Raw genomic sequence first — 26,026 nt, forward strand, 5'->3', positions numbered from 1 at the left:
CAGTCTACACCCAGTATTTTTTTTGGATCAAGCAGTTGGCCGAATGTCGCACAGCAATCCGGGGATGCCCCGCGTGCAATCAGGTCTGACAAATGGTTTTGGTGTGTTTCGCCGGGACGCGCGCCTTGAATTCAAACTGCCGCTTGAACAAATCGCAACGCAACGCTACGCAATCGCCTATGCACATCATCCGGGATTTCCAGTTTGTCGAGCCAGAAGATCGCGGCGCCAGCGTTGCGATCGGGAATTTTGATGGCGTCCATTTGGGGCACCAGTCGGTCATCGAACTGGCCCGCGACGCGGCCCCGGATGCGCCACTGGGTGTCATGACCTTCGAGCCGCATCCACGTGAATACTTTGCGCCGGACTCTCCTCCGTTCCGCCTGATGCGCGGCAATGCGCGGGCGCATCGGCTTGAGAAGCTGGGTGTGGAGAAACTGTATGAACTGCCGTTCAACGCGGCGCTGGCCGGGCTTTCCCCCGATGAATTCGCGCGCAACGTGATTTGCGACGGTCTGGGACTGTCCCATGTCGTGGTCGGGGCCGATTTCTGTTTTGGCAAGGGCCGCAGTGGGACGGCTGACGATCTGGTTCGGTTCGGGCAAGAGATGGGATTTGGCGTGACGATTGCCCCTTTGATGCAGCGGTCGGAAAACGTGGTCTCGTCAACCGCCATCCGCACCGCATTGAGCGAGGGTCGCCCAAGGGATGCCGCCGCGATGCTGGGCCATTGGCACAGGATCGAAGGCGAGGTGATCGGCGGCGAGCAACGCGGGCGGGAACTGGGTTTCCCAACCGCGAACATGTCCATCGAAGGGCTCCACCCGCCGAAATTCGGTGTCTACGCGGTATTGGTCGACGTGCTGGATGGCCCGCATCAGGGCAGTTATCACGGCGCGGCCTCGGTTGGGGTGCGCCCGATGTTCCATGGCGAAGTGCCAAATATCGAAACCTTCCTGTTCGACTTTTCCGGCGACCTGTACGGGGCGACCTTGTCGGTGGGGCTGATCGAATTCCTGCGCCCTGAAATGACATTTGACGGGCTGGATGGTCTGATCGCGCAGATGAATGCCGATTGTGAACAGGCCCGGGACATTCTGGCCGCCCTATGAGCGCTGATCCGATTCAACGCACTGGCCTGCCCGCCCGGTTCTGGGAACGCAAACCCCTGCGCAAGATGAACCAGCGCGAATGGGAAGCTTTGTGCGACGGTTGCGGCAAATGCTGCCTGAACAAGTTGGAGGATGAGGACAGCGGTGAGGTTGCCCTGACCTGCGTCGCCTGCCGCCTGCTGGACGATGAAAGCTGCCGCTGCACGCAATACGACATCCGGCATCAATTTGTCCCGGAATGCATCGTCATGACACCCGACAATATCGACGAACACGCCTATTGGTTGCCGCAAACCTGCGCCTATCGGCTGCTGTGGGAGGGCAAACCGCTTTACGACTGGCACCCATTGTTGTCTGGTACGCCGGAAACCGTGCACGCCGCAGGCGTGTCGGTCCGAGGGCGCACGGTGTCCGAGTTCGAAACCCCCATGGAAGAGTGGGAAGACTACATTATCGAGGAGCCTAGCTGATGTATTTCGCATCTGACAATTCCGGGCCGGTTCACCCGCAGGTCATGGCCAAACTGGCCGAGGCCAACCAGGGCTACCAGATGGCCTATGGCGCCGACACGATGATGAACGAGGTGCGTGACCGCATTCGCAGCATCTTTGAAGCTCCGGGGGCGGCCGTCTATCTGGTGGCGACGGGGACAGCGGCAAATTCGCTGGCCCTTGCCACATTGTCCAACCCCTGGGAAACGATCTTCTGCTCTCCGGTTGCCCATATTCACGAAGACGAGTGCAACGCACCCGAGTTTTACACCGGCGCCAAGCTGACCCTTGTTCCCGGTGGCGACAAGATGGCGCCGGACGCGCTGCGCGGGTCCATCCTGGGCGAAGAAACCCGTGGTGTTCACGGGCCGCAACGCGGGCCGGTGTCGATCACCCAGGTCACCGAGCGCGGATCGGTCTATTCGCTGGAGGAGTTGCAGGCGCTGTGCGGGGTCGCAAAGGAATATGGCTTGCCGGTCCATCTGGATGGGGCCCGGTTCAGCAATGCCCTGGTGGCCCTGAATTGCTCTCCGGCTGACATGACATGGAAAGCTGGGGTGGACGCGGTCAGCTTCGGCGGCACCAAAAACGGCCTGATGGGCGTTGAAGCGGTGGTGTTCTTTGACGAGAGCAAGGCCTGGGAATTCGAGCTGCGGCGCAAACGCGGGGCGCATCTGTTTTCCAAGCATCGCTACCTGTCCGCTCAGATGGCGGCCTATCTTGAGGATGATCTGTGGCTGAAGCTGGCGCGTCAGGCCAATGCAAACTGTGCCCGGCTGGCCGATGGCTTGCGTGCAAAAGGCGCCGAGTTCCTGCACGAACCACAGGCCAATATGATCTTTGCCGCTTTTTCACGCGCAAAGCACAAACAGCTGCATGAGGCCGGGGCAATCTACCACCTCTGGGGGGCAGAGTTGGAAGGTGATGATGGCGACGAAAGCCTTGCATGCAGACTGGTCTGCGACTGGTCGATCGGGACAGCCGAGATCGATCAGTTTCTCAGCCTGTTGTAACACCCGTCTCTTGGCCAGCTTTCCAGAGATCCTCAAGCAGCACGCTGGTTTCACCGGGGTGCGAAATGGGCAGCATGTGCCCCGCACCTTGAACGACCTCATGGCGTGCGTTCGGCAGACGGCGCTGCAATCCTTTACAGATTGCGGGGATCGTCGGGTGGGTCTTTGATCCGCTCAGCAACAGGGTTGGCATCGATACGCGCTTGCATCCGTCGGGGTCAAGCAACCCGGCGCGGTCATCGTACAGAACGGGATAAGACGCGGGAACAACATGAATCCCACGCACCATGCTGGCGCGCGTCCGCTCTGGCAGGTCAGGCCATTTGGGGCTGATGTCAGTGCTCCACATCCGGTTGAACAACCGCGCGGCCAGCGCCTTGTCGCCTGCTTGGAACGCTGCTTCAATCGGCTGGGACTCTCGCAGGTGCTGATCGTACAAATGGGGCGCGTCCTGTTTTGCCACGGCAAAGAACACAGGCTCGATCAGGGTCAAGCTTCGAATAAGGTCCGGGTGCTCCATGGCCAGTCTGAGCGCAACGATCGCCCCAAAGGAATGGCCGACCAGATCCGTGGGCTCGGTCAATTCGACCGCCGCCAGCCCTGTCACAGCGTCAAAGAAATCGCTTTGACCGTCCCAGTCCGGACTGCGCCCATGAGACAGCATGTCCGGTGCAACAAGACACACGCTGCCATCCAATGCCTTGGCCAGGCCGGACCACGCGCCGGAATGTGCAATGGTGCAATGAAGGGCAAGCAAATTGCGCCCTCCGTCGCCCAATCGTCTCACGAAACCGGATTGCATCGCCGTCGGGGCTGTCATCCATTCATCTCGGACAGATGCCGATCCAGATCGTCCAGGCGATCCTGCCCCCAGAAGCGTTGACCATCCGGCGTGATGTAGAACGGCGCGCCGAACACGCCGCGATCCACGGCTTCTTCCAGATTGGCGGCATAGGTTTCGGCCCCGACCAGCAGACCGCTGTTGGCCAGCTCCGGGTCAAACCCGGCATTTGCCAGGCAGTCCCTGATCACATCATCCTGAGCGACGTCCTTTTCTTCGGCCCAGCAGGCGCGCAGGATCAACTGGCACAACTTGCCCACGTCGCCCGAACCATCCTTGATCGCGGCGATGATCGCATAGGAAGACGGCGCCATGTTGGTCGGCCAGTGCGCCGGTTGCAGGTTGAACTCCATCCCCAGATTCTTCGATTGGCGCAGCAGCTCCTGAGCGCGGTATTCGATGCGCGATACATGACGGTCCTTCGGCGGCGTGCCCCCGGTGCGTGCGAACAGGGCCATGATGTCCAGCGGCTTGTAGTTGATCGTTGCGTCGTGTTTCGCCGCAATCTCTTCCAGCCGGTTCCCCGCAAGATAGCTGTAGGGCGAAATTGTCGCAAAAAAGTAGTCAATCCGGGTCATGTTCACTTTCTCCGCTGCGTTACCTTTGCGGGACGGTAAGGCCATGCTAAGCGGTGTCAACATCACGAATCTGTCACATTGCCATTGCTGCCCGGGGACCTCAGCCGATGCCGACACTTCACGAACCCAAGCTTATCGCTGGGAACGCCAACCTTCCACTTGCCGAAACCATCGCCCGCCGCATGAGCCTGTATCGCGGTGTCGACCAGGGATTGGTCGATGCGCGCGTCGAACGGTTCAATGACGGCGAGATCTTCGTCGAGGTTTTCGAAAACGTTCGCGGCGAGGATATGTTCATCATCCAGCCGACCTCGAACCCGGCCAACGACAACCTGATGGAGCTGCTGATCATCGCCGACGCACTGCGCCGCTCGTCGGCGCAACGGATCACGGCCGTGATCCCGTATTTCGGCTATGCCCGCCAGGATCGCCGCACCAAGGCCCGCACGCCCATCAGTGCCAAGCTGGTGGCCAATATGCTGACCGGTGCAGGGATCGAGCGGATTCTGACGATGGATCTTCATGCCGCGCAGATTCAGGGCTTTTTCGATATGCCCGTCGACAACCTGTACGCCTCGCCGATCTTTGCGCTGGATGTCAAAAACCAGTTCAAGGACAATCTGGATGAGATCATGGTGGTTTCACCCGACGTGGGCGGCGTGGCGCGCGCGCGTGAACTGGCCAAGCGTATCAACGCCCCCTTGTCGATCGTTGACAAGCGGCGCGAGAAAGCAGGCGAAGTCGCGGAAATGACCGTTATCGGGGATGTGAAGGACAAGATCTGCCTGATCGTCGACGACATGTGTGACACCGCCGGAACGCTTTGCAAGGCCGCGCAGGTCCTGTTGGACAATGGCGCCAAGGAAGTTCACTCCTACATCACGCATGGCGTCATGAGCGGCCCTGCGGTCGAGCGGGTGACGAACTCGGTCATGAAGTCGCTGGTGCTGACCGATACGATCCAGCCGACCAAAGAGATTTTGAAGGCAAAGAACATCCGCATCGTTCCGACTGCACCGATCTTCACCCAGGCGATCCTGAACATCTGGAACGGAACCAGTGTGTCTTCGCTGTTCGAAGACAAGACGCTGACCCCGATCTACGAATCCATGTATCAGATGGATTGAGCAACAGGGGCGACCGAACATGTCGCCCCCTGATATCTGAAATGCCGATTGCGCGGATATCTGACCATGCGGCGCGATCGGCGACACAAGTGGAATCACCTCCATGACTGCCAACAAACGTATTGTTCTTTCCAGCGATCACGCGGCGATCGAGCTGCGTCAGTCCGTGGCCAACCACATCGCGCAGCAAGGTTGGGACGTGGTTGATATCGGCCCGACAACCCCCGAAAGCACCCATTACCCCAAGCATGGAAAGGCCGCGGCGCAGGCCGTTGCCTCGGGCGATTGCAGCTTGGGTATCGTCCTCTGCGGCACTGGGCAGGGTATCATGATGGCTGCGAACAAAGTGCCCGGCATTCGCTGTGGCGTTTGTTCAGACGCATTCTCGGCCCGCATGATCCGCCAGCACAACAACGCCAACATGCTGTCGATTGGTGCGCGGGTTGTCGGCGAAGGTCTGGCGCTGGACATCGTTGACGCGTTTCTGGGTGCCGAATTCGAAGGCGGCCGCCACGCCACGCGCGTGGACATGATCGAAGCGCAGGACGACTGAGCCCAATCAATCGTTCAAACGCCTGAAAACATGGCGAACCCGGATCAGGAAATATTCCAATCGTCCGGGTGTGCCACCTCTCCTATCGCGGTCCAGCTTGCCCGGATGCGGGCAATCCGAGTGTCGGACCAGGTCCGGAATACTGCGTCAAAACCCTCGGCGGTGATATGTTCGGCCTGAACCTCTGCGCGCAGCGCCGAGGACGTATCGACATCCCACAGCGAGATCCCGATCTGCACCACGGGCGGGGTCCGAAATGCTTCTTTGAACCGAATGTGTGTGCGGCGTTCACGCGGCCCCTGCCCGGTCCACATATCGCCGCCTTCAGCAAACTCCGAGAACAGGACATCTTCACCCTGCTCAATTCCAATGGGATGGGTTAGAAACTTTTTCATCTTATCATCATTATTCTTGAATTCCCGCAACTTACCCCGGCATTTCGGCAAAAGCACGACAAAAAAACGGCCCCGCAATTGCGAGGCCGCTCAAATTTTTCACCAGTGGGCCCGTTACAGGCTCATATGTGTTCCTAGGGCTTCCATGTCAGCCAGCAGCTTGGCAGCATCGTCGACGATGGTCTGATCGTCGCCAGCCTTCGCAGCCTCGTGCGAAGCGCGGGCTTCGGCGATCAGGTCATCCAGATGCGACCGGGTCACTTCGGCAACCGGGATCGCCTTTTCGGCCAGAACCGAAAGGCCATCGCCATTGATCTGAGCAAACCCACCGGTGACCAGATATTCACTGGAACCTTCGGGTGCCTCGACCTTCAGGATGCCCGGGCGCAGCGTGGTGATAGTGGGGGCATGATCGGGCATCGCCGTCATGTCCCCGTCCGCGCCGGGAATCTGGACCGCGCTCGCCGCAAGCGAAGCAAGGCTCCGCTCGGGGCTGACGAGGTCGAATTGCATCGTGTTTGCCATCAGGTGTGCTCCTTAGGCGGCTTCTGCGGCCATCTTCTCCGCTTTGGCGATCACTTCGTCGATGCCGCCAACCATCAGGAAGGCCGCTTCGGGCAGGTGATCGTATTCGCCGGCTACAACGGCCTTGAACGACGCGATGGTCACATCCAGAGGAACCTGAACGCCGGGCGAACCGGTGAAGACTTCGGCCACGTCGAACGGCTGCGACAGGAAGCGTTCGATCTTACGGGCACGTGCCACGGTCAGTTTGTCCTCTTCGGACAGTTCGTCCATGCCGAGGATGGCGATGATGTCCTGCAACGACTTGTAGCGCTGAAGGATCTGCTGAACGTCGGTCGCAACCTTGTAGTGCTCTTCTCCAACGATGGCCGGATCAAGCAGACGCGAGGTCGAGTCGAGCGGGTCCACGGCCGGGTAGATACCCTTTTCCGAGATCGCACGGTTGAGAACGGTGGTCGCGTCAAGGTGGGCAAACGAGGTTGCCGGCGCAGGGTCGGTCAGGTCGTCCGCAGGCACGTAGATCGCCTGAACAGAAGTGATCGATCCCGACTTGGTCGAGGTGATGCGTTCCTGCAAGGCGCCCATGTCGGTGGCCAGTGTCGGTTGGTAGCCCACCGCCGAAGGAATACGACCCAGCAGAGCCGACACCTCGGAACCCGCCTGCGTAAAGCGGAAGATGTTGTCGACGAAGAACAGAACGTCGGTACCGGACTGGTCGCGGAACTGCTCGGCCAAGGTCAGACCGGTCAGAGCAACACGCGCACGCGCACCCGGAGGCTCGTTCATCTGACCATAAACCAGGGCCACTTGGCTTTCCGACAGGTTGTCGGGTTTGATGACGTTCGATTCGATCATCTCGTGGTACAGGTCGTTCCCTTCACGGGTCCGTTCACCAACACCCGCGAACACCGAGAAGCCCGAGTGCACTTTTGCGATGTTGTTGATCAGTTCCATGATCAGAACAGTTTTACCAACGCCGGCACCGCCGAACAGGCCGATCTTACCGCCTTTGGCGTAAGGGGCCAGCAGGTCAACAACCTTGATGCCGGTCACTAGGATTTCCGACTCGGTCGACTGTTCGTCGAACTCGGGCGCGGGCTGGTGGATGGCGCGGGTTTCGGTGGCTTCGACCGGGCCCTTTTCGTCGATCGGTTCGCCGACCACGTTCAGGATGCGGCCCAGGGTGGCGTTGCCGACCGGAACCGAGATCGGTGCGCCGGTGTCGGTCACGGCCTCGCCGCGGACCAGACCTTCGGTCGCGTCCATCGCGATGGTGCGGACAGTGTTTTCACCCAGGTGCTGAGCAACTTCCAACACCAGGCGCTTGCCGTTGTTGGTGGTTTCCAGCGCGTTCAGAATTTCAGGCAGCTGATCTTCGAAGTGCACGTCGACGACGGCCCCGATGATCTGTGTGACTTTGCCTTTTGCATTCGCCATGTTTCGTCTCCGGTTTTCTTACAGCGCTTCGGCGCCGGAAATAATTTCAATCAGCTCGTTGGTGATCACGGCCTGACGCGAGCGGTTGAACTGGATCGTCAGTTTGTCGATCATCTCACCCGCGTTGCGTGTCGCGTTGTCCATCGCGGACATCCGTGCACCCTGTTCAGACGCCCCGTTTTCGAGCAGAGCCGAGAAGATCGCGGTCGCAACCCCCTTGGGCAGCAGGTCGGCCAGAATGGCTTCTTCGCTGGGCTCGTAGTCGAAGATGGCACCGCTGTCGTCACCCGCCGCTTCGTCCTCGAACGAGGCAGGGATGATTTGCTGTGCCGTCGGGATCTGGGTCACGACGTTGACGAACTTCGAGTAGAAGATCGTGGCCACGTCGAACTCTCCCCCGTCGAAACGAGACAGGATGTCCTTCGCGATGTCCTGCGCGTTGGCATAGCCAAGACGCTTGACCTCGCTCAGGTCAATATGTCCAACGAACAGATCGCCAAAATCACGCTTCAGCGCGTCGCGGCCCTTCTTGCCGACAGTCAAAACCTTGACTGTCTTGCCTTTCAGGCGCAGCTCTTCCGCTTTGACACGGGCCAGCTTGGCGATGTTCGAGTTGAAGCCGCCGCAGAGGCCGCGTTCAGCTGTCATGACAACCAGCAGATGGACATCATCGCTGCCCGTACCACGGAGCAGCTTGGGGGCGCTGTCGCTGCCCCCGACCGAAGCCGCCAGCCCTGCCATCACGGCGTTGAACCGTTCGGCATATGGACGCGAGGCTTCGGCAGATTCCTGGGCGCGGCGCAGTTTTGCAGCCGCGACCATCTGCATGGCCTTGGTGATCTTGCGGGTCGATTTGACCGACTCGATCCTGTTTTTAAGGTCCTTAAGATTTGGCATATGCCCGCCTCTCCCTTAAGCGAAGGTTGCGGCGTATTCGTCCAGCGCAGCCTTGATCTTGTCGGAAGCGTCACCCTTGATCTTGGGGTCTTCGTCCGTGATCCACTGAAGCAGATCCGCGTGCTTGCCACGCAGGTGTGCCAGCAGGCCAGCTTCGTAACGGCCAACGTCGGACACATCGATCTTGTCGAGGTAACCGTTGGTCCCTGCGAAGATGACGCAGACGATTTCAGCGTTGGTCAGCGGCGAGTACTGCGGCTGTTTCATCAGTTCGGTCAGACGCGCACCACGGTTCAGCAGCTGCTGGGTTGCGGCGTCGAGGTCGGAACCGAACTGCGCAAAGGCCGCCATTTCGCGGTACTGAGCCAGTTCCAGCTTAACCGGACCGGCAACCGACTTCATCGAGTTGGTCTGAGCCGAAGAGCCCACACGCGAAACCGACAGACCGGTGTTCACGGCAGGACGGATGCCCTGGTAGAACAGTTCGGTTTCCAAGAAGATCTGGCCATCGGTGATCGAGATCACGTTGGTCGGAATAAACGCCGAAACGTCACCACCCTGGGTTTCGATAACCGGCAGAGCGGTCAGCGAGCCCGCGCCGAAGTCTTCGTTCAGCTTCGCCGAACGTTCCAGCAGACGGGAGTGGAGGTAGAAAACGTCGCCAGGATAGGCTTCACGTCCGGGCGGACGACGCAGCAGCAGCGACATCTGACGATAAGACACAGCCTGTTTCGACAGGTCATCATAGATGATCAGCGCGTGGCGGCCGTTGTCGCGGAAGTATTCAGCCATCGCAGTTGCGGCGTAGGGTGCCAGGAACTGCATCGGAGCCGGGTCCGAAGCGGTTGCGGCCACAACGATCGAATATTCAATCGCACCGGATTCTTCCAGTTTCTTCACCAGCTGTGCAACGGTCGAACGCTTTTGACCGATCGCTACGTAAACGCAGTACAGTTTCTTCGACTCGTCGTCGCCTGCTGCGTCGTTGTAGGTTTTCTGGTTCAGGATTGCGTCCAGAGCAACGGCGGTTTTGCCGGTCTGACGGTCACCAATGATCAGCTCACGCTGGCCACGGCCGATCGGGATCATCGCGTCAACCGATTTCAGGCCCGTTGCCATCGGCTCGTGAACCGATTTACGCGGGATGATGCCGGGGGCCTTGACGTCTGCAACGCCACGCTTGGTTGCGTTGATCGGGCCTTTGCCGTCCAGCGGGTTGCCCAGACCGTCCACAACGCGGCCCAGCAGCTCGTCACCGATCGGAACGTCCACGATCGAGTTGGTGCGCTTGACGGTGTCACCTTCTTTGATGTCACGGTCGGAACCGAAGATAACGACACCGACGTTGTCGCTTTCCAGGTTCAGCGCCATGCCCATGATGCCGCCGGGAAATTCGACCATCTCGCCGGCTTGCACATTGTCCAGACCGTATACACGGGCAATCCCGTCACCGACGCTCAGCACGCGACCGATCTCGGCCACTTCGGCTTCCTGACCAAAATTCTTGATCTGGTCCTTCAGGATTGCAGAAATCTCTGCAGCTTGGATTCCCATTTATCCGACCTCTTTCATTGCATTCTGTAGGGAGTTCAGCTTCGAACGGATCGAACTGTCGATCATTTTCGAGCCCACTTTAACGACAAGACCGCCGATGAGGCTTTCATCCACGGTCGCATTGATTGTCACCGTCTTGCCCACACGCTCGGACAGTGTCTTGGACAGTTTTTCCATCTGGGTCTTGGTCAGTGCCTTGGCCGAGGCAACCTCGGCGGTCACTTCGCCGCGCTCTTCGGCCAGCATGTCGCGCAGAACCTTCAGCAGTTGCGGCACGACGAACAGGCGGCGCTTCTGCGCCATCAGACCCAGCGTGTTGTGCAGGATGGGGTTCAGACCCATCTTGTCTGCGATCGCAGTGATCGCGCCTTCCTGTTCAGCGCGGGAAACCAGCGGCGATGCGATCAGGTCGCGCAGCTCTGCACTGTCGTCCAGCGCGGCTGCCAGATCATTGATGCCGGATTCCAGACCTGCAAGGTCGTTGTTCTCTTTTGCGATCTCGAAGATCGCGGTGGCATAGCGCTCGGCGATGCCAGTGGAAATCGAAGCTGGTTCGGACACGTCCACCCTTCCGATATTTTGGGCCCCGAATTCGCGTGCGGCAGCTACCCCGGGGGCGTGAAGAAACCCCGGCCAGACGGTCGGGGATCAAAATCACCGGGGATGTAGCAGAGCCGAACCAACCAAGCAATACGCTATAGCGGTAACAGATTTATCCACAAATTGTTATTTTTCATTAACTTACGGCAAGTGCGACGGTTTGAACACATTGGCCCAGTTGAAAAATGTTACGAATATGCAGGTTTTTGCGATTCCTGTGACTTTTTTTCCTCAATTTTTCGCATGGAATTGCCCGGGGTCTCAGGCGGGCTTCAGCAAGCCGTCCAGCGCCTTGATCGGTTTTTTGACCGCATCCTTGGTCACGCTGCCGCTTGGCGGGCGGATATGTTTGCTGACTTCGACCATCAGCACCCCACCCGCCATCACCGTCGGAATCCGCTGGCCGGTCTTTTCGATCAGGTTGCCGGATTTCAACCAGAATCGCCGGAACGACGGAGGCATATACAAGGCCGAGCAATGCACCTCGGGCAGAAAGTGATGCGCCTTGAGCTGGTTCTCCAGCTGAGTTGCCGAGTATGGGCGCCCGAACCCGAACGGGGTCTTGTCCGACCGTGACCACAGACCCGCCCGGTTGGGTACTATGAAGACGGCCCGGCCACCGGGGCCCAGCACGCGCCAGCATTCGTCAAGCAACTGGTTTGGCCGTTCCGACGTTTCCAGCCCATGCATCACCACAAGCTTGTCCACGTGGCCGGTCTCGATCGGCCAGAGGGTTTCTTCGGTCAGGACCGAAACGTTGGGCATGCCTGCCGGCCAGGGCATCACGCCCTGCGGTCCCGGCATCAACCCGATGACCCGGCGCGCATCCGACAGGTAAGGGCGCAGCAAAGGCACCGCGAAACCGAATCCCGCCACTGTCTGGCCTTTTGCTTCGGGCCAAAGCTCGATCAGACGCCCGCGAATGGCCGCCTGCGCCGCACGCCCCAATGTGCTGCGGTAATAGAAGTTCCTCAGATCCTGTACATCAAGATGCATTGCGGACATCCGGTCAATCGGCTTAGCTGGGCGTAGTCTAGCAATGAAAGGGCAAAAGGCCATGCCTCTTGAAATCGTTACAATCCCGTGCCTGAGCGACAATTACGCCTTTCTGGCGCATGACGCCGTCACTGGCCAGACCGCGCTGATCGACGCGCCCGAGGCCGCACCGGTCCTGAAGGCGCTGGATGACCGGGGGTGGACGCTGTCACATGTGCTGTTGACCCATCATCACTGGGATCACGTGGACGGGCTTGCGGGAATTTTGGCCAAACAGCCGGCAAAGGTCATCGGGGCCGCCGCTGACGCAAATCGCCTGCCGCAGCTGGATCAGCAAGTCACCGAGGGGGACAGTTTCGAGATAGGCGGCGAACCGGTTCAGGTTCTGGACGTTTCCGGGCACACGGATGGCCATATCGCATTCTACATGCCGCAGAGTTCCGCCGTGTTCACCGCCGACAGCCTGATGGCGCTGGGTTGTGGGCGCCTGTTCGAGGGCACACCCGCGCAAATGTGGGCCTCTTTGAACAAGCTGGCCGCCCTGCCGGACGACACTTTGGTCTGTTCAGGGCACGAATATACACAATCCAACGCCAAATTCGCGATTACAGTCGATCCCGAAAACCAAGCCTTGAAAGATCGCATTGCGGATATCGACCGCGCGCGTGCGGCCGGAAAAGCCACTGTTCCTTCGACTCTGGCCCTTGAAAAGGCCACAAATCCGTTCCTGAGGGCCGCCGATCCGGCGATTCAGGCGAAATTGGGTATGGTGGGTGCTGACCCCGAGGCCGTTTTTGCCGAAATTCGGGCTAGAAAAGACCGGTTCTGATGCCTATTTGCTCCTCTTCAGGGCCACGGTCACAACAAATGTGACTGTCAAGTGAAAGAAAACCCTTGAAGCCGGGCCACGATCAACCAAACTCTAATAGTATGAGGACATGGTTGGGATGGGGTTCCGGCCAAGAAACCGCCCCCTTCTGACCCAAGACAGAGGAGCACCCGCGTGCCTTCATTCTCGAGCACATTGGAACAAGCCATCCACGCGGCCCTGGCGGCTGCGAATGAACGGCGCCATGAATTCGCAACGCTGGAGCATTTGCTGCTGGCCCTTCTGGAAGAACCCAATGCCGTGCGCGTCATGAAAGCGTGCAGTGTCGATCTGGACGAGTTGCGCAGCACTTTGGTGGAGTTCATCGACGAGGATCTTTCGAATCTGGTCACGGATATCGACGGATCCGAAGCCGTACCCACCGCAGCGTTCCAGCGCGTCATTCAGCGCGCCGCGATCCACGTGCAAAGCTCGGGCCGGACCGAAGTGACCGGCGCCAACGTTCTGGTCGCCATATTCGCCGAACGCGAAAGCAATGCCGCCTATTTCCTGCAAGAGCAGGACATGACCCGTTACGACGCGGTCAATTTCATCGCGCATGGCGTCGCCAAGGATCCTGCCTACGGCGAAAGCCGCTCGGTATCCGGTGCGGATCAGGTGGAAGAAGACGCCCAGACCACATCCGGCGAAGCCGAACAGAAAGAAAGCGCGCTGGGAAAATACTGCGTGGATCTGAACGCCAAGGCTCGAGCGGGCGATGTCGATCCGCTGATCGGACGCTCGGATGAGGTGGAACGCTGTATCCAGGTGCTGTGCCGCCGCCGCAAGAACAACCCGCTGTTGGTGGGGGATCCGGGTGTGGGCAAGACCGCCATCGCAGAAGGCCTTGCGCACAAGATCGTCGGTGGCGAGGCCCCCGATGTGCTGGCCAATACCACGATCTATTCGTTGGACATGGGCGCGCTGTTGGCCGGAACCCGCTATCGCGGTGATTTCGAAGAACGTCTAAAAGCGGTTGTGACCGAACTGGAGGATCACCCGGACGCGGTGTTGTTCATCGACGAAATCCATACCGTGATCGGTGCCGGGGCGACCTCGGGCGGGGCTATGGATGCCTCGAACCTGCTGAAGCCTGCGCTTCAGGGCGGCAAACTGCGCACCATGGGCTCGACCACCTACAAAGAGTTCCGTCAGCACTTCGAAAAGGACCGTGCGCTGAGCCGCCGGTTCCAGAAGATCGACGTGAACGAGCCTTCGGTGGAGGACAGCGTAAAGATTTTGCGCGGGCTGAAGCCTTATTTCGAAGAGCATCATGACATCAAATACACCGCCGATGCGATCAAGACGGCGGTCGAGCTGTCGGCGCGTTACATCAACGACCGCAAGCTGCCCGACAAGGCCATCGATGTGATCGACGAGGCCGGCGCGGCGCAGCATCTGGTCGCGGAAAGCAAGCGGCGCAAGACCATTGGCGTCAAAGAGATCGAGGCGGTTGTCGCCAAGATCGCGCGTATTCCGCCCAAGAACGTCACCAAGGATGATGCGTTGGTGCTGAAAGACCTCGAAGCATCGCTGAAACGGGTGGTGTTTGGTCAGGATCTGGCAATCGAGGCGCTGTCCAGTGCGATCAAACTGGCCCGCGCCGGTCTGCGCGAACCTGAAAAACCCATCGGCAACTATCTGTTTGCCGGTCCGACGGGGGTTGGCAAAACCGAGGTGGCGAAACAGCTGGCGGATACCTTGGGTGTAGAACTGCTGCGTTTCGACATGTCGGAATACATGGAGAAACATGCGGTTTCCCGCCTGATCGGTGCCCCTCCGGGCTATGTCGGGTTTGATCAGGGTGGTCTGCTGACCGACGGTGTCGACCAGCATCCGCATTGCGTGTTGCTGCTGGACGAAATCGAAAAGGCCCACCCGGACGTGTTCAACATCCTGTTGCAGGTGATGGACCACGGCGAGCTGACCGATCACAACGGGCGCACGGTGAATTTCCGCAACGTGGTGCTGATCATGACCTCGAACGCGGGCGCGCAGGAACAGGCCAAGGCCGCCATCGGCTTCGGTCGCGATCGGCGCGAAGGCGAAGACACGGCCGCGATTGAGCGCATGTTCACACCGGAATTCCGCAACCGTCTGGATGCCGTGATCTCCTTCGCACCGCTGCCGAAAGAGGTCATTTTGCAGGTAGTCGAGAAATTCGTCCTACAGCTTGAGGCACAACTGCTGGATCGTGGCGTGACCATCGACCTGACCCCAAAAGCTGCCGAGTGGCTGGCCGACAAGGGATATGACGACAAGATGGGTGCACGCCCGCTGGGTCGCGTGATCCAGGAGCACATCAAGAAACCCCTGGCCGAAGAGCTGTTGTTCGGCAAGTTGGCCAAGGGCGGCGTGGTTCGTGTCTCGGTCAAGAAAGGCGAACTGGATCTTGAAATTCTTGGCCCGGACCAACGGCGCATTTCAGGAGACAAACCACCTCTGTTGACGGCAGACTGACCAAAATACAGACAACTCCTTCAAAGCCCGGCGATCCCCATCGCCGGGCTTTTTCTCTGCTGGCAGCATAAAATGCGACGGAAAAAGACTTCTGCTGCGTGTCATCTTCAATGATGAACGCAAGACAGGGATCGACACGTGAGCAAAATTTCAATCCTCTGGGGCGCCGCCTTTGCCCTATCCGCCGTTGCCGCTGTGGCAACTGCACAGCACCGGTTTCGCTATCACGACGAAACGACCGCAGAACCGTTGAGGTTGGTGCCCGCAACCGAAAACCCCGGGAAAAGCAGCGCTTTGGTGAAAGAAAAAGGCGGAAAAATCAAAGTGACGGGCAATGGTATTCCTGATCATCTGGTTGGCCGGTTTCCAAACCAAGGCAATCCGCACCAGATCGAACAGCAGAAGGTCAGGTTGAAATTGCCTGCAAATCCAACGGCCAAAGGTGCAATCACGCCGCTGCAAATGGGGTGGAACTTTGGCGTGTCACTCAACGGGGTTGTATTCGACCCGCTGGCGGCCGAGTTCTGGCATGGCGACCCCGGATCCGGGTGGTCCTACAATGCTCTGGGTGGCGCTGTTTCCTTGGGATTGGACGCCAATTTTGCCCATGTACAGCCGAATGGAAAATATCACTATCACGGTGTACCGACAGGGTTGGTCAAGCTGCTGGGATGGTCACCGTCCGAGCATTCACCCTTGATCGGCTATGCCGCAGATGGTTTCCCGATATATGCCGTCACTGGCGTCGTAGGGGGCAAAGTGACCGAAATGACGTCGTCCTATCGTCTGAAACCCGGCAACCGGCCGGGTGGCGCTGCGCCGGGCGGGCGGCATGACGGCACCTTCAACGAGGACTACGTTTTTGTTCAGGGTCACGGCAATTTGGACCAATGCAACGGCGCCTTCACCGTTTCAGCAGAATACCCTTCAGGAACCTATGCGTATTTTCTGACCGAGGATTACCCCGTGGTACCCCGGTGTTTCATGGGCACTCCGGATCAAAGCTTTCGCTTTGGCAGACGGTAATCGGTTTGACCCCATCACGCAGATTACCCAGGCAAGAGGCAAGGGTTTTGCTATCTTTCCGTGAGTTTCAGCTCGATCCGGCGGTTCTGTGCCCGCGCCTCGGGCGTGTCAGCCGGATTGACCGGCTGGAATTCACCAAACCCGTTTGCCGCCAGACGATTGGGCGGGATGCCCAGCGCGTCGACCATATAGCGCACAACAGACAACGCGCGACCCTGGCTGAGTTCCCAGTTGTCCCGGTATCGGCCCGAACCAGCCAGCGGAACGTTGTCGGTATGGCCGTCGACCCGGATCACCCAGTTCAGACCGGGCGGAATTTCAGCGGCGACACTGCGCAGGATGTTGGCAACTTTCGCAACCTCCTGCTGCCCTTCCGCGGACAGCACGGCTGATCCTGTCGGAAACAAAACCTCGGACGAAAAGACAAAACGGTCGCCTTCAATCCGCACACCTTCCTGATCGCCAAGGACATCCCGAAGACGTCCGAAAAATTCCGAACGATAGCGTTGCAGATCTTCCGCCTGCGCTGCCAGTTCCTCATTCTGACCGGCCAGTGCTTCGGCCTCGGCCTCGAGACGCAGGCGTTCGGCTTCTTCCAGCAGGCGGCGGCGGCGTTCTTCCGAAGCGGCACGGGCCAGCGCGGCATTCAGGTCCTGACCCAAAGTCTGGATTTGGATTTCGGCGGCCTCGTTGCGCTCTTCGAAATCATCCAACAGGGCCTGCAATGACCCCAACTGCCCGCGCAGGGCGGCAATCTGCTGGTTGAGAAGTGCCGCCTCACGCTGGGCCTCGGCTGAGATTTCTTTCTCTTCTGACAATGTCGATTCGGCCAGAGCCAGCAAAGCCTGCCTTTGTTCGGCCAAGGTGCGTTGCTCATCAGCATCCACCTGCGCTTGCGTTTGCGCCTCCAGGGCAGCTTCAAGCTGGGCGCGCAATTCATCAGGGTTCACGTCACCGAATTGTCGCTCAAGCTCGGCCCGCGCGGCTTGCGCAGCGGCCAGAAGGGTCAGCGTGTCTTCGGCCTCTTTGCGTTGTGCCTCCAGCGCCAGCGTCATGGCCGTCAGCTCGGCATCCGCATCCTGAAGGCGGTTTCGCAATGCCTCGGCAGCAGCGGCTTCGACTAGGCGGGCGGCTTCTTCATCGCTCAGTTGCTGTTCAAGGGTGGCGATTTCCGCCGCGCGTTCCTTGCCGCTTTGCTCCAGATCCGCAACCATTGCTTCCAGCACTTCGCGGCGGGCGGCTGCCAATCGGGCCGCTTCCGTCTGCGCATCGATTTCCTCGCGACTTTGTGCAAGGGCAAGGTTCAGCGCCTCTTGTTCCGTCAGCAATTGCTCGCGCTCAGTCTCAAGCGCTGCGATGTCGCCCAAAGCCTGTTCCTGCTCGGCAAGCAGCGCCGCAACCTGTGCTTCGAAATTCGTGATACGGGTCTGCGCCTGATCCAGCGCGGCGGCCTGACGGTCGCGTTCGGTGGTCAGTGAGGCGATCAGCGACTGCGCTTGCGCCAGATCGTCTTCGGCCTGCGACAGCGTCGTGTTCAACGCACCCAGCCTTGCCTGCAAGCGGCTGTTTTCACGCTCTTCCAAACCCAGTGCGCCCGCAAGCGCAGCAACTTCGTCTGCCAGTGTCGTCAGTTCGTCTTCCTGCCCCGAAATGGTCTCGCGCAGAACAAACTGAATCACCATGAAAATGGTCAGAACGAATGTCAGCACCATCAGCAGCCCGGTCATCGCGTCCACGAATCCGGGCCAGACCGAGCCCTGGAAGCGTTGACCGGTGCGGCGGGACAGCGCCATGGGTTACTCTCCTTCCGGCGTGGTGCGCACCGCGCCCCGCGGCAGGGTCAGGGCCTTGACCAGCAGTTCTATATCCTTGCGGAATTCGTTCATGCTTTCCTGACGACCCGCCGAAATCTCTTCGAGAATGCGCAGCAACTGCACGTCCATCGAGCGCAGGCGCATCCGACTTTCGGCATCGATGCCATCGCCTGCACCATGTTCGCGCATGTGGTCAAGCAACGCATCCTGCCCCAGCGCGACACGCTCCAGAGCCGAAGTGACGCTTTCGGTATTGGCCTGGCGATTGTTCATCTCGGCAATCACATCGACCAGTTGCCCCAGCTTGGCCGAAACCTCGGCCCGCTCGCTTTCCTGAGCGGCAAACAGATCCTGCAACGCATCCATCTGTTCGGACATGGCATCCAGCACAGGTGTCAGTACGGCGATCTCTGCCCCGCCCTCTTCACCACCGGCAAACCCGACGCGGGTGATCGAGGACAACCACTCTTCGAGCTCGCGATAGAAACGGTTCTGCCCGTGCCCGGCAAACACTTCGAGCAGACCAACGATCAGCGATCCCGCCAAACCCAGCAGAGACGACCCGAACGCAACACCCATCCCTTGCAACTGCGCCTCGAGCCCCGTCATCAGGCGATTGAAAACGGCCAGCCCCTCTTCGCCTTCCTGCGGGTTCAGGCTGCGGATGGTGTCGACAATGGCTGGAACGGTTGTCGCCAAGCCAAAGAATGTACCCAGCAGACCCAAATAGATCAGAACATTGGTTATATAACGCGTGATTTCCCGTTCTTCTTCGACACGCTCGGCCACGGAATCCAGAATGGACCGGGTTGAGGTGGAACTGATCTGCGAGCGCGCGCCTCGCTCGCGCAGCAGCGAAGCCAAAGGCGCCAGCAATTGCGGTGTGCGCGCATCTTCGCGAACGACGCCCCCGACAAAGGCCTCGATCCAGCGCACGGACCCGATCAGTTGCGTGACTTGATAAAAACAAGCGAGGACGCCGATAAGAAATACGATCAGAATGAAACCATTCAGATACGGATTGGCATAGAAAACCGGCAATACGTAAGGCAGTGCCAGAAACACGCCCAGCCCGGACAAGCCGATCGCCATCAACATCAACAGAATTTGTCGAATGGGATGCGAGAAATGGGGTCTCGCGCCCTGATGTGCCTGCGCCATGCGCGTGGTTCCCGGTATTTGCCTGCTTTGCGTCGAATCTAGCGGGATTCCGCGCGTGACGCCAAGAGTTTATGCGGTGATGTCGCGCACCCGTTGCGCCAACCACTCAAGATCATGGTCACGCAGCCCGATCTCGGCCAGATGTTCTACGGTGTTGTAAAGATATTCGTCATTCGGACCGCGCCCGCCAACCGCATGGGCGATGATCCGGGCCTGTTCCTCCAACGGCATCCCGCCGCAATACTGGACGTGGTCGGCATCTATCACATAGGTAACGGCATTGACGATTTCGCCGTTTTCCAGGTGCACATCCAGCATACGTTCAACATAGGCCGAGGAAATCAGCTCGCGCTCGCGCAGCTCGTGCAGCGTACGGTCTTCGTGACCCGCCTCGACCGCAAGAGCCAAACCGGTGCAACTTGCGTTCTCCTGTTCGTCCAGTGCCAGCACCAGGCCGGGTTTTTCTTCGGTCCCGCGATGGTGGATCGAGCTCATGCAGAAGGACCGGGAATAACCATGAAGTGTCGCGCGTTCACTGCGTGCCACCGGAAAGCCCGGATTCCACAGCAGTGATCCATATCCGAATACCCACATCGTCATTGCACTGGTCCTTGCCTGTTTCGGCCTATAAACATCAATTCCAAGGCGGGAAAAAGGGCCTTTCGAATGCGTCTGATACGAGTGTTGATTTTTGTTTCCCTGGCATGGAGCGCCTATTGGTTCGTGGCCGGGTATGGCCTGCGCTCTGCGATCACTGGCTGGTTCGAACAGCAGGAGGCGCGCGGCTGGCAAGCGGATTTCTCGAATGTCGCAACGGCAGGCTATCCGACCCACCACATGACCCGTCTGAACAATCCGGCACTGGCGGATCCGGTGAACGGCACGGCATGGAGCGCGGATTGGATCGAATTCAAAAGCCCCGCCATCTGGCCCGGTCGTCAGGTATTGCGGTTCGCGGACACACCGCAACGTCTGTCATATTTCGACCAGACATCAACAATTGTGGCCGACGAATTGCTTGCCGAGCTGCAATTGCAGCCCGGCGTCTCGCTCGTGCTGGAGAAAATGGCTTTGACGGCCGGAGCCTGGTCGGTGACGGAAAACTCCACCACGCTGGCCTCGGGCGACACGCTGAGCCTGATCATGGAACAAACGCCAATTTCCCAAGCCTATGCCATCACGGCCCGCGCGGATGGGTTTACACCGGGGGAAAAACTGCGGGCCCTGATGCATTCCGCAAGTTCATTGCCGCAGAGCTTTGAGACGCTGGAACTGGATATGGTCACCACGTTCGACAAGGTTTGGAGCCGGTCCGCCCTCGAAGACGGTCGTCCGCAGCCCGTGGCCATCGATCTGCGTCTGGCCGAGATCAAATGGGGTGAGCTGCGCCTGTTCGCGACCGGCGATCTGGATGTGGACGCCCAAGGTATCCCGACCGGAGAGATTGCCGTCAAAGCCGAAAACTGGCGGGATATGATCGCAATGGCAAACGCGGCGGGTGCCCTTCCCGATCAGGCCGTAGATCCCGTCACCCGAGGGCTGAACTTTCTGGCAGGGCTGGGCGGAAACCCCAACGCGCTGGATCTGCAACTGAATTTCCGCGATGGTTTCGTGGCGCTCGGGCCGCTGCCTTTGGGCCCTGCCCCGCGCCTGATCCTGCGTTAACGGCAGTAGGGTCCGCTGCGATAGCGGGCCGTATCAAGGTGGAAATGATCCTTGTGATAGCGATCGGAATTCGGTCCCAGCACGGTGCCAAACGGGCCGCACGCCCCGCGCCAGATCTTCTTGAGCTGTTTCTGAGACGGGTTCTTGCGCCACCCGTTCAGGACGGTCACCACCTCACCGTCGGCCATTTTGAAACCTGAGATATCGATCGCACGGCCCTTGCCATGTTCGGATATCCGCGCGCCTTTGCGGTTGTTGCGGGTTCGGCAGGCATAATGGGCGGCGATTTGCAGCTCGACCACGGGCCCGCGGCGTTTGAAGGTGGGTTTGACGGTCTTGTCGACCCACTTGTTCAACGCAATGGCGGTGCCGCAATCCATCGTCGAGGGGCGGCTGAGCATCACACCCGAAACCGAGGTGATCTGTACCGCATCCTTGACACCGCAGGCTGAATTCTTGCTGCCCACACGGCCAACAGGCTTGCCCTGAATGGCAATATCCCCGCAAACAGACCCTTTGCGCAGCTTGCGCCTTTTGAACAACACCTGCTGCTCGACAGACTCGGGCCGCAAATAAGGCATCAAGGACGTATCCGGCCCCAGAAGTGGCAGCTCCGACGGGCGCGCCGCCGCAGCCGTGACTTGCGGAGAAACCGGACGCGAAACCGGACGGAGGTTGGCAATGTCAAAAGGGGCAGGCGCGCTGACAGCCTGCTGAACAGTCAAAGGGCGCATGAGGGGCACCAAAGACTGATCAAGGGGCGCGGCCTGAACCGGCGCGGCGCTCAAAGCCACGACCCCGATCAGAATATGCCCCCAGCGCAGTCTCATGAACTTGTCTTTCCCCGCCCAAAGTCCGGCGCATCCGTATCCTGCCCGGCATCGATGATGCCGCGACGAATAGCACGGGTGCGGGTGAAGTAGTCAAACAAATGATCGCCGTCGCCGGTGCGTATGGCGCGTTGCAGGGCAAAAAGCTCTTCGGTGAACCGGCCCAGGATTTCCAGCGTCGCATCCTTGTTGGACAGGAACACATCCCGCCACATGGTCGGATCGGACGCGGCAATCCGGGTGAAGTCGCGGAAGCCGGCGGCCGAATATTTGATGACTTCGCTGTCGGTTACCCGTCGCAGATCGTCGGCCACGCCAACCATCGTGTAGGCAATCAGGTGCGGCGCATGGGACGTTACGGCGAGAACCAGATCGTGGTGATCCGCATCCATCTCATCGACATTCGACCCCATGCCCTCCCAAAGCGCGCGCAGGCGGGCAATGGCATCCGGGTCCGAACCCTCGACTGGGACCAACAGGCACCAGCGATTGTCAAAGAGTTCGGCAAACCCGGATTCAGGGCCGGAATGCTCGGTCCCTGCCAAGGGATGCGCGGGAACGAAATGCACACCGTCGGGGATATGCGGTTGCACCGCCCGAATGACGCCCCGCTTGACCGAACCCACATCCGAAACGGTAGCACCGGGTTTCAGAACGGGTGCAATTTCTTCTGCAACCGCGCCCATAGCCCCCACAGGCACGCAGAGTACGACAAGATCGGCGCCTTCGACCGCCTCGCGTGCCGTGTCGCAAACACGGTCACACAATCCGATCCTGCGCGCGGCTTCACGGGACTTTTCAGACCGGGCATAACCCGTCACTTCCCCGGCCAGCCCTGCACGCTTCATCGCCCAGAACATGGACGAAGCAATCAGGCCCAGCCCGATCAGCGCAACGCGGTCGTAAATCTGGCTCATGCTGCGCCCTCTTTGAATGCAGTGATCGCCGCAACCACACGGCGGCAGGCTTCTTCGTCGCCCACGGTGATCCGCAAGGCGTTCGGCAGGTTGTAGCCTGCAACCCGGCGGACAATCAAACCTTGCGTTTTCAGGTAGTCATCGCAGGCCTCAGCCTCGGCCCGATCGGCGAAACGCGCTAGGATGAAGTTGGTGCAGGACGGGTCCGACGGCACGCCTGCCTTGGCCAATTGATCGGCCAGCCACACGCGAAGGCGCGCGTTTTCGGCCTGACAGAAGGTCAGGAATTCCACATCGTTTACCGCAGCTTCAGCCGCCGCCAATGCGGTCATTGACAGGTTGAAGGGCTGGCGCACCCGGTTCAGCACGTCGATGATCGGGCGGTGCGCATAGCCCCATCCGACACGCATACCGCCCAACCCGTACACTTTTGAGAAGGTGCGCGTCATGATTACATTCCCATGGGCGTCAACCAGCGACGCCCCGCCATCGAACCCCTCGACAAACTCCGCATAAGCGCCATCAAGAACCATCAGGCAGGCGTCGGGCAGACCCAACGCCAGACGTTCCAGTTCGTCGTTCGGGATCATGGTCGAAGTTGGATTCCCGGGGTTGGTGACAAACACGATCCGCGTCTGCCCCGTCACCGCGGCGAGAATGGCATCCACATCCACTTTGCGGTCACGTTCGGCCACCATGACCGGCGTCGCGCCGGCCATGCGGGCGATGATCGGGTACATGGAAAACCCGTGCTCGGTATAGATCACCTCGTCCCCCGGCCCCGCGTAGGCCTGGGCGACGAATTGCAATACCTCGTCGCTGCCGACACCGCAGATGATCCGCGCTGGGTCCAGCCCATGGCGTGCGCCGATGGCCGCGCGCAGGCTCGCGTGGTCGGTGCTGGGATAACGATGCAGAGTGGCCGCGCTATCGCGCACCGCCTCTATGGCCTTGGGGCTGGGTCCAAACGGGTTCTCGTTCGAGCTCAGCTTGATGACATGCTCCACTCCCGCCACGTGCGACTGACCGCCCTGATACAGCGCGATGTCCATAATGCCGGGTTGTGGGGTGATCTTGGTCATGAGAGGCTCCGTTGAATGGGCCTCTCATACCTGTCTCAAAGGGTTGAGAAAAGCGGCAATTCCCTCATGCGGCCTTGAAGCGCGCTGTTGCCGGGTCAGCGTTGTAGTAAGGCGTGAATTCTTCGGTCCGGTGCGACAGGTCATTGACGCTGTCGATGATGAACTGAACCGTCTCTTCGCTCATCAGATATGAGAAATTCAGACGCACCCAGCCGGGTTTTTTCATTTCTTCCCCAGCGGACAAGGCAGCGTGCAGCGCCTCTGAAGTTGTCCGATCGATCCCCAGCAAGCGGTGGGCGTAGGGTCCGGCACAGGCACAGCCGCCCCGCGCCTGAATGCCGTAGATATCGCTGAGCATCCGCGTGAACAGCTGCTGATGCACGGGCTGGCCCGCATTGTCGCGCACCAGGAAGGAAAAGATCGGCAGACGGTGCGCTTTCTCGACCCCAAGCAGGGTCAGGTTCGGGTTGTTCTTCCAGCCGTCCAGCGCCATTTGATTATACTGCGCCTCACGCCGGGCGATTTCGTCCGTTCCGACGACATCCTTGACGATGAAGGCCAGCGCCGCACGAATGTCTCCGATCACGTTGGGCGTCCCGGCCTCTTCCCGGGTGGACAGATCGGTGCTGTAGTCATGCCGCCACGGTGACACGAAACTGACGGTTCCACCGCCGGGCCAGCTGGGGCACGTCCGTTTCACGGCCGATTGGTTCACAACCAAAACACCTGACGCGCCCGGGCCACCGGGAAACTTGTGCGGCGAAACCACGATCGCATCCTTTCGGGCCCCTTCCGGCCCCATGTCCATCGGCAGGTAGGGCCCACCACCGGCATAGTCCCAAACGGCCAAGGCACCATACGCCTTGAGCATCCGCGTGACCGGATCAGGATCGGTAACAATGCCCGTTACGTTGGACGCGGTAGAAAACGATCCGACCACCAAATCGGCATCCACATGGGCCTCCAGTGCGGCTTTCAAGGCATGCAGGTCCACACCACCGCCCTCGGCCTCGGGGATTTCGATGACACGTGCCTTGCTTTCGCGCCACGGCAGAATGTTTGAGTGATGTTCATACGGGCCGATCAAGACAATCGGCTGGTCAGCCTCTGCCACCCCTAGCAGGCTGACCAACCGATTGAGCCCCGCAGTGGCGCCGGACCCGGTAAAGATCACCGCGTCCTCTTCCCGAGCACCAACAATGCGGGCTATTTCCGCCCGCGCTTCGCGGCGCAGACGTGTCATGTAGGACCCACAGTAGGAGGCCTCGGTGTGACTGTTTGCGTAAAACGGCAATACGTCCTGCGCCACAAAATCCTCGACCTGCCGCAACGCGCGGCCCGAAGCGACGTAATCCGCATAGACAAGCGGCACGTCTCCAAGCAGACCCGGGATCAGAACGTTCTCGCCGATCAGCCCATCGCGCAGATTTGAATTGTGAGCGGTGGAACAGAGTTCCGCACGAAATTTGGACAGGGTCATGACATTGGCTCCTTACTGCCATACCAATGTGATATTTCTGGCCCGAGGAAACTTCACATATCTTTGCGTGGATTTTAAAAAATTTGTGTCATATGATCAGTTATGACATCAAAAATAGATCAAATTGATACACGCATTCTGAAAGAGCTGCAAAAGGACGCCACCCTGTCACAGCGGGAATTGGCGGATCGGGTTGGCCTGTCCCAGAATGCCTGCTGGCGGCGCTTGAAGGCCCTGAACGAAAACGGTGTGCTGATCGGATCCACGGCCCGCATCGCACGAGAGGAACTGGGGTTGAGCCTTGTGGTCTTCGTCATGCTCCGCACCCGACACCACTCTGCCCAGTGGCTTCAGGCGTTTCGGAGCCATGTTCTGACAATCCCGGAAGTCGTGGATTTTCATCGGATCGGAGGGGACTACGACTATCAGCTGAAAGTCGTAACGCAGGACATGTCGTCATATGACAAGGTCTATCAACGATTGATCGAAAAGGTCGAGCTGGACAGCGTGACCTCGTATTTCGCGATGGAAGCGATCGCCGAAGGCAGGCCCCTGCCGATCTGACACGCACTTCATTTGCCCAAAAACATTTGCCCAAAAACAC

Annotated in this window: 26 protein-coding genes; 10 read left to right on the forward strand and 16 right to left on the reverse strand. The window is 59.5% G+C overall.

Annotated elements, in window-relative coordinates; all coding sequences use genetic code 11:
- The first annotated feature begins 179 nt into the window (after nt 1–179).
- From FIU92_RS12920 to FIU92_RS12930, 3 genes are read left to right on the forward strand one after another with little or no spacing between them, the layout of a single operon-like run.
- Nucleotides 180–1,112 (forward strand): bifunctional riboflavin kinase/FAD synthetase, encoded by a 933-nt coding sequence (locus FIU92_RS12920; protein ID WP_152459002.1) that lies wholly within the window; start codon nt 180–182, stop codon nt 1,110–1,112.
- A complete protein-coding gene (locus FIU92_RS12925; protein ID WP_152459003.1) occupies nt 1,109–1,582 on the forward strand; it encodes a YcgN family cysteine cluster protein in 474 nt (157 codons plus the stop codon). Before FIU92_RS12920 ends, FIU92_RS12925 begins: the two co-directional genes overlap by 4 nt.
- The gene (locus FIU92_RS12930) at nt 1,582–2,616 is read left to right on the forward strand and encodes a low specificity L-threonine aldolase (protein ID WP_152459004.1); all 1,035 of its coding nucleotides are present in this window, start codon (nt 1,582–1,584) and stop codon (nt 2,614–2,616) included. Before FIU92_RS12925 ends, FIU92_RS12930 begins: the two co-directional genes overlap by 1 nt.
- Here the strand turns inward: FIU92_RS12930 and FIU92_RS12935 are convergent.
- The gene (locus FIU92_RS12935) at nt 2,603–3,436 is read right to left on the reverse strand and encodes an alpha/beta fold hydrolase (RefSeq protein ID WP_152459005.1); all 834 of its coding nucleotides are present in this window, start codon (nt 3,434–3,436) and stop codon (nt 2,603–2,605) included. The genes FIU92_RS12930 and FIU92_RS12935 overlap by 14 nt on opposite strands.
- Nucleotides 3,433–4,035: a 2-hydroxychromene-2-carboxylate isomerase gene (locus FIU92_RS12940; protein ID WP_152459006.1), complete on the reverse strand. Its 603-nt coding sequence runs from the start codon at nt 4,033–4,035 to the stop codon at nt 3,433–3,435. Before FIU92_RS12940 ends, FIU92_RS12935 begins: the two co-directional genes overlap by 4 nt.
- A gap of 107 nt (nt 4,036–4,142) precedes the next feature.
- On the opposite strand from FIU92_RS12940, the gene FIU92_RS12945 reads away from it, so the two are divergent.
- Both FIU92_RS12945 and rpiB read left to right on the forward strand, forming a co-directional pair.
- Nucleotides 4,143–5,162 (forward strand): ribose-phosphate pyrophosphokinase, encoded by a 1,020-nt coding sequence (locus FIU92_RS12945; RefSeq protein WP_152459007.1) that lies wholly within the window; start codon nt 4,143–4,145, stop codon nt 5,160–5,162.
- Nucleotides 5,163–5,265: 103 nt separating this feature from the next.
- Nucleotides 5,266–5,715 carry a ribose 5-phosphate isomerase B gene (gene rpiB, locus FIU92_RS12950; RefSeq protein ID WP_152459008.1) on the forward strand — a complete coding sequence of 150 codons (450 nt, stop codon included), beginning with the start codon at nt 5,266–5,268 and terminating at the stop codon, nt 5,713–5,715.
- Between the two features lie 44 nt (nt 5,716–5,759).
- On the opposite strand, the gene FIU92_RS12955 is transcribed toward rpiB, so the two are convergent.
- From FIU92_RS12955 to FIU92_RS12985, 7 genes are all read right to left on the reverse strand, one after another.
- Nucleotides 5,760–6,110 carry an H-type lectin domain-containing protein gene (locus FIU92_RS12955; protein WP_152459009.1) on the reverse strand — a complete coding sequence of 117 codons (351 nt, stop codon included), beginning with the start codon at nt 6,108–6,110 and terminating at the stop codon, nt 5,760–5,762.
- A gap of 114 nt (nt 6,111–6,224) precedes the next feature.
- Nucleotides 6,225–6,635, reverse strand: a complete 411-nt coding sequence (locus tag FIU92_RS12960; RefSeq protein WP_152459010.1) for a F0F1 ATP synthase subunit epsilon — start codon at nt 6,633–6,635, stop codon at nt 6,225–6,227.
- Nucleotides 6,636–6,647: 12 nt separating this feature from the next.
- Nucleotides 6,648–8,072 (reverse strand): F0F1 ATP synthase subunit beta, encoded by a 1,425-nt coding sequence (atpD, locus tag FIU92_RS12965; RefSeq protein WP_152459011.1) that lies wholly within the window; start codon nt 8,070–8,072, stop codon nt 6,648–6,650.
- Between the two features lie 18 nt (nt 8,073–8,090).
- Nucleotides 8,091–8,969 (reverse strand): F0F1 ATP synthase subunit gamma, encoded by an 879-nt coding sequence (locus FIU92_RS12970; RefSeq protein WP_152459012.1) that lies wholly within the window; start codon nt 8,967–8,969, stop codon nt 8,091–8,093.
- Between the two features lie 15 nt (nt 8,970–8,984).
- Nucleotides 8,985–10,523 (reverse strand): F0F1 ATP synthase subunit alpha, encoded by a 1,539-nt coding sequence (atpA, locus tag FIU92_RS12975; RefSeq protein WP_152459013.1) that lies wholly within the window; start codon nt 10,521–10,523, stop codon nt 8,985–8,987.
- Nucleotides 10,524–11,084 carry a F0F1 ATP synthase subunit delta gene (locus FIU92_RS12980; RefSeq protein ID WP_152459014.1) on the reverse strand — a complete coding sequence of 187 codons (561 nt, stop codon included), beginning with the start codon at nt 11,082–11,084 and terminating at the stop codon, nt 10,524–10,526. It abuts the gene before it with no gap.
- 300 nt (nt 11,085–11,384) lie between these two features.
- A complete protein-coding gene (locus FIU92_RS12985; RefSeq protein ID WP_152459015.1) occupies nt 11,385–12,119 on the reverse strand; it encodes a class I SAM-dependent methyltransferase in 735 nt (244 codons plus the stop codon).
- 61 nt (nt 12,120–12,180) lie between these two features.
- Here FIU92_RS12985 and gloB point away from each other — a divergent pair, with 61 nt between their 5' ends.
- From gloB to FIU92_RS13000, 3 genes are all read left to right on the forward strand, one after another.
- The gene (gloB, locus tag FIU92_RS12990; protein WP_172978493.1) at nt 12,181–12,948 is read left to right on the forward strand and encodes a hydroxyacylglutathione hydrolase; all 768 of its coding nucleotides are present in this window, start codon (nt 12,181–12,183) and stop codon (nt 12,946–12,948) included.
- 174 nt (nt 12,949–13,122) lie between these two features.
- A complete protein-coding gene (gene clpA, locus FIU92_RS12995) occupies nt 13,123–15,447 on the forward strand; it encodes an ATP-dependent Clp protease ATP-binding subunit ClpA (protein WP_152459017.1) in 2,325 nt (774 codons plus the stop codon).
- 138 nt (nt 15,448–15,585) lie between these two features.
- A complete protein-coding gene (locus FIU92_RS13000) occupies nt 15,586–16,473 on the forward strand; it encodes a YHYH protein (RefSeq protein WP_152459018.1) in 888 nt (295 codons plus the stop codon).
- A 50-nt stretch (nt 16,474–16,523) separates the two neighbouring features.
- On the opposite strand, the gene FIU92_RS13005 is transcribed toward FIU92_RS13000, so the two are convergent.
- The 3 genes from FIU92_RS13005 to FIU92_RS13015 all read right to left on the reverse strand — a co-directional run bounded on the left by FIU92_RS13005 (nt 16,524) and on the right by FIU92_RS13015 (nt 20,048).
- Nucleotides 16,524–18,266 carry a peptidoglycan -binding protein gene (locus FIU92_RS13005; protein ID WP_152459019.1) on the reverse strand — a complete coding sequence of 581 codons (1,743 nt, stop codon included), beginning with the start codon at nt 18,264–18,266 and terminating at the stop codon, nt 16,524–16,526.
- 3 nt (nt 18,267–18,269) lie between these two features.
- Complete coding sequence (locus FIU92_RS13010) at nt 18,270–19,448, reverse strand: biopolymer transporter ExbB (RefSeq protein ID WP_152459020.1); 1,179 nt, start codon at nt 19,446–19,448, stop codon at nt 18,270–18,272.
- Nucleotides 19,449–19,517: 69 nt separating this feature from the next.
- The gene (locus tag FIU92_RS13015; protein WP_152459021.1) at nt 19,518–20,048 is read right to left on the reverse strand and encodes a gamma-glutamylcyclotransferase; all 531 of its coding nucleotides are present in this window, start codon (nt 20,046–20,048) and stop codon (nt 19,518–19,520) included.
- 66 nt (nt 20,049–20,114) lie between these two features.
- Between FIU92_RS13015 and FIU92_RS13020 the strand changes: the two genes are divergently transcribed.
- Nucleotides 20,115–21,113 (forward strand): DUF2125 domain-containing protein, encoded by a 999-nt coding sequence (locus FIU92_RS13020; RefSeq protein ID WP_152459022.1) that lies wholly within the window; start codon nt 20,115–20,117, stop codon nt 21,111–21,113.
- Here FIU92_RS13020 and FIU92_RS13025 read toward each other — a convergent pair.
- The 4 genes from FIU92_RS13025 to FIU92_RS13040 form a co-directional block, all read right to left on the reverse strand.
- Complete coding sequence (locus tag FIU92_RS13025) at nt 21,110–21,943, reverse strand: extensin family protein (RefSeq protein WP_152459023.1); 834 nt, start codon at nt 21,941–21,943, stop codon at nt 21,110–21,112. The two genes, FIU92_RS13020 and FIU92_RS13025, sit on opposite strands and share 4 nt — an antisense overlap.
- Nucleotides 21,940–22,860 (reverse strand): prephenate/arogenate dehydrogenase family protein, encoded by a 921-nt coding sequence (locus FIU92_RS13030; RefSeq protein WP_152459024.1) that lies wholly within the window; start codon nt 22,858–22,860, stop codon nt 21,940–21,942. Before FIU92_RS13030 ends, FIU92_RS13025 begins: the two co-directional genes overlap by 4 nt.
- The gene (hisC, locus tag FIU92_RS13035) at nt 22,857–23,942 is read right to left on the reverse strand and encodes a histidinol-phosphate transaminase (RefSeq protein ID WP_152459025.1); all 1,086 of its coding nucleotides are present in this window, start codon (nt 23,940–23,942) and stop codon (nt 22,857–22,859) included. Before hisC ends, FIU92_RS13030 begins: the two co-directional genes overlap by 4 nt.
- 64 nt (nt 23,943–24,006) lie before the next feature.
- Entirely contained in the window at nt 24,007–25,422 is a 1,416-nt protein-coding gene (locus FIU92_RS13040) for an aminotransferase class V-fold PLP-dependent enzyme (protein ID WP_152459026.1), read from the reverse strand.
- Nucleotides 25,423–25,524: 102 nt separating this feature from the next.
- Between FIU92_RS13040 and FIU92_RS13045 the strand changes: the two genes are divergently transcribed.
- On the forward strand, nt 25,525–25,986 hold the full coding sequence (locus FIU92_RS13045) for an Lrp/AsnC family transcriptional regulator (RefSeq protein ID WP_152459027.1): 462 nt from the start codon (nt 25,525–25,527) through the stop codon (nt 25,984–25,986).
- Nucleotides 25,987–26,026: the final 40 nt, after the last annotated feature.

It is taken from the genome of Ruegeria sp. THAF33, assembly GCF_009363615.1.
Classification (GTDB): Bacteria; Pseudomonadota; Alphaproteobacteria; order Rhodobacterales; family Rhodobacteraceae; genus Ruegeria.

Excerpts from the sequence above, each read along its gene's own strand:
- FIU92_RS12920 (WP_152459002.1), top strand. The coding sequence starts at position 180 with ATGCACATCATCCGGGATTTCCAGTTTGTCGAGCCAGAAGATCGCGGC.
- FIU92_RS12925 (WP_152459003.1), top strand. The coding sequence starts at position 1,109 with ATGAGCGCTGATCCGATTCAACGCACTGGCCTGCCCGCCCGGTTCTGG.
- FIU92_RS12930 (WP_152459004.1), top strand. The coding sequence starts at position 1,582 with ATGTATTTCGCATCTGACAATTCCGGGCCGGTTCACCCGCAGGTCATG.
- FIU92_RS12935 (WP_152459005.1), bottom strand. The coding sequence starts at position 3,436 with ATGACAGCCCCGACGGCGATGCAATCCGGTTTCGTGAGACGATTGGGC.
- FIU92_RS12940 (WP_152459006.1), bottom strand. The coding sequence starts at position 4,035 with ATGACCCGGATTGACTACTTTTTTGCGACAATTTCGCCCTACAGCTAT.
- FIU92_RS12945 (WP_152459007.1), top strand. The coding sequence starts at position 4,143 with ATGCCGACACTTCACGAACCCAAGCTTATCGCTGGGAACGCCAACCTT.
- rpiB (WP_152459008.1), top strand. The coding sequence starts at position 5,266 with ATGACTGCCAACAAACGTATTGTTCTTTCCAGCGATCACGCGGCGATC.
- FIU92_RS12955 (WP_152459009.1), bottom strand. The coding sequence starts at position 6,110 with ATGAAAAAGTTTCTAACCCATCCCATTGGAATTGAGCAGGGTGAAGAT.
- FIU92_RS12960 (WP_152459010.1), bottom strand. The coding sequence starts at position 6,635 with ATGGCAAACACGATGCAATTCGACCTCGTCAGCCCCGAGCGGAGCCTT.
- atpD (WP_152459011.1), bottom strand. The coding sequence starts at position 8,072 with ATGGCGAATGCAAAAGGCAAAGTCACACAGATCATCGGGGCCGTCGTC.
- FIU92_RS12970 (WP_152459012.1), bottom strand. The coding sequence starts at position 8,969 with ATGCCAAATCTTAAGGACCTTAAAAACAGGATCGAGTCGGTCAAATCG.
- atpA (WP_152459013.1), bottom strand. The coding sequence starts at position 10,523 with ATGGGAATCCAAGCTGCAGAGATTTCTGCAATCCTGAAGGACCAGATC.
- FIU92_RS12985 (WP_152459015.1), bottom strand. The coding sequence starts at position 12,119 with ATGCATCTTGATGTACAGGATCTGAGGAACTTCTATTACCGCAGCACA.
- gloB (WP_172978493.1), top strand. The coding sequence starts at position 12,181 with ATGCCTCTTGAAATCGTTACAATCCCGTGCCTGAGCGACAATTACGCC.
- FIU92_RS13005 (WP_152459019.1), bottom strand. The coding sequence starts at position 18,266 with ATGGCGCTGTCCCGCCGCACCGGTCAACGCTTCCAGGGCTCGGTCTGG.
- FIU92_RS13010 (WP_152459020.1), bottom strand. The coding sequence starts at position 19,448 with ATGGCGCAGGCACATCAGGGCGCGAGACCCCATTTCTCGCATCCCATT.
- FIU92_RS13015 (WP_152459021.1), bottom strand. The coding sequence starts at position 20,048 with ATGACGATGTGGGTATTCGGATATGGATCACTGCTGTGGAATCCGGGC.
- FIU92_RS13020 (WP_152459022.1), top strand. The coding sequence starts at position 20,115 with ATGCGTCTGATACGAGTGTTGATTTTTGTTTCCCTGGCATGGAGCGCC.
- FIU92_RS13025 (WP_152459023.1), bottom strand. The coding sequence starts at position 21,943 with ATGAGACTGCGCTGGGGGCATATTCTGATCGGGGTCGTGGCTTTGAGC.
- FIU92_RS13030 (WP_152459024.1), bottom strand. The coding sequence starts at position 22,860 with ATGAGCCAGATTTACGACCGCGTTGCGCTGATCGGGCTGGGCCTGATT.
- hisC (WP_152459025.1), bottom strand. The coding sequence starts at position 23,942 with ATGACCAAGATCACCCCACAACCCGGCATTATGGACATCGCGCTGTAT.
- FIU92_RS13040 (WP_152459026.1), bottom strand. The coding sequence starts at position 25,422 with ATGACCCTGTCCAAATTTCGTGCGGAACTCTGTTCCACCGCTCACAAT.
- FIU92_RS13045 (WP_152459027.1), top strand. The coding sequence starts at position 25,525 with ATGACATCAAAAATAGATCAAATTGATACACGCATTCTGAAAGAGCTG.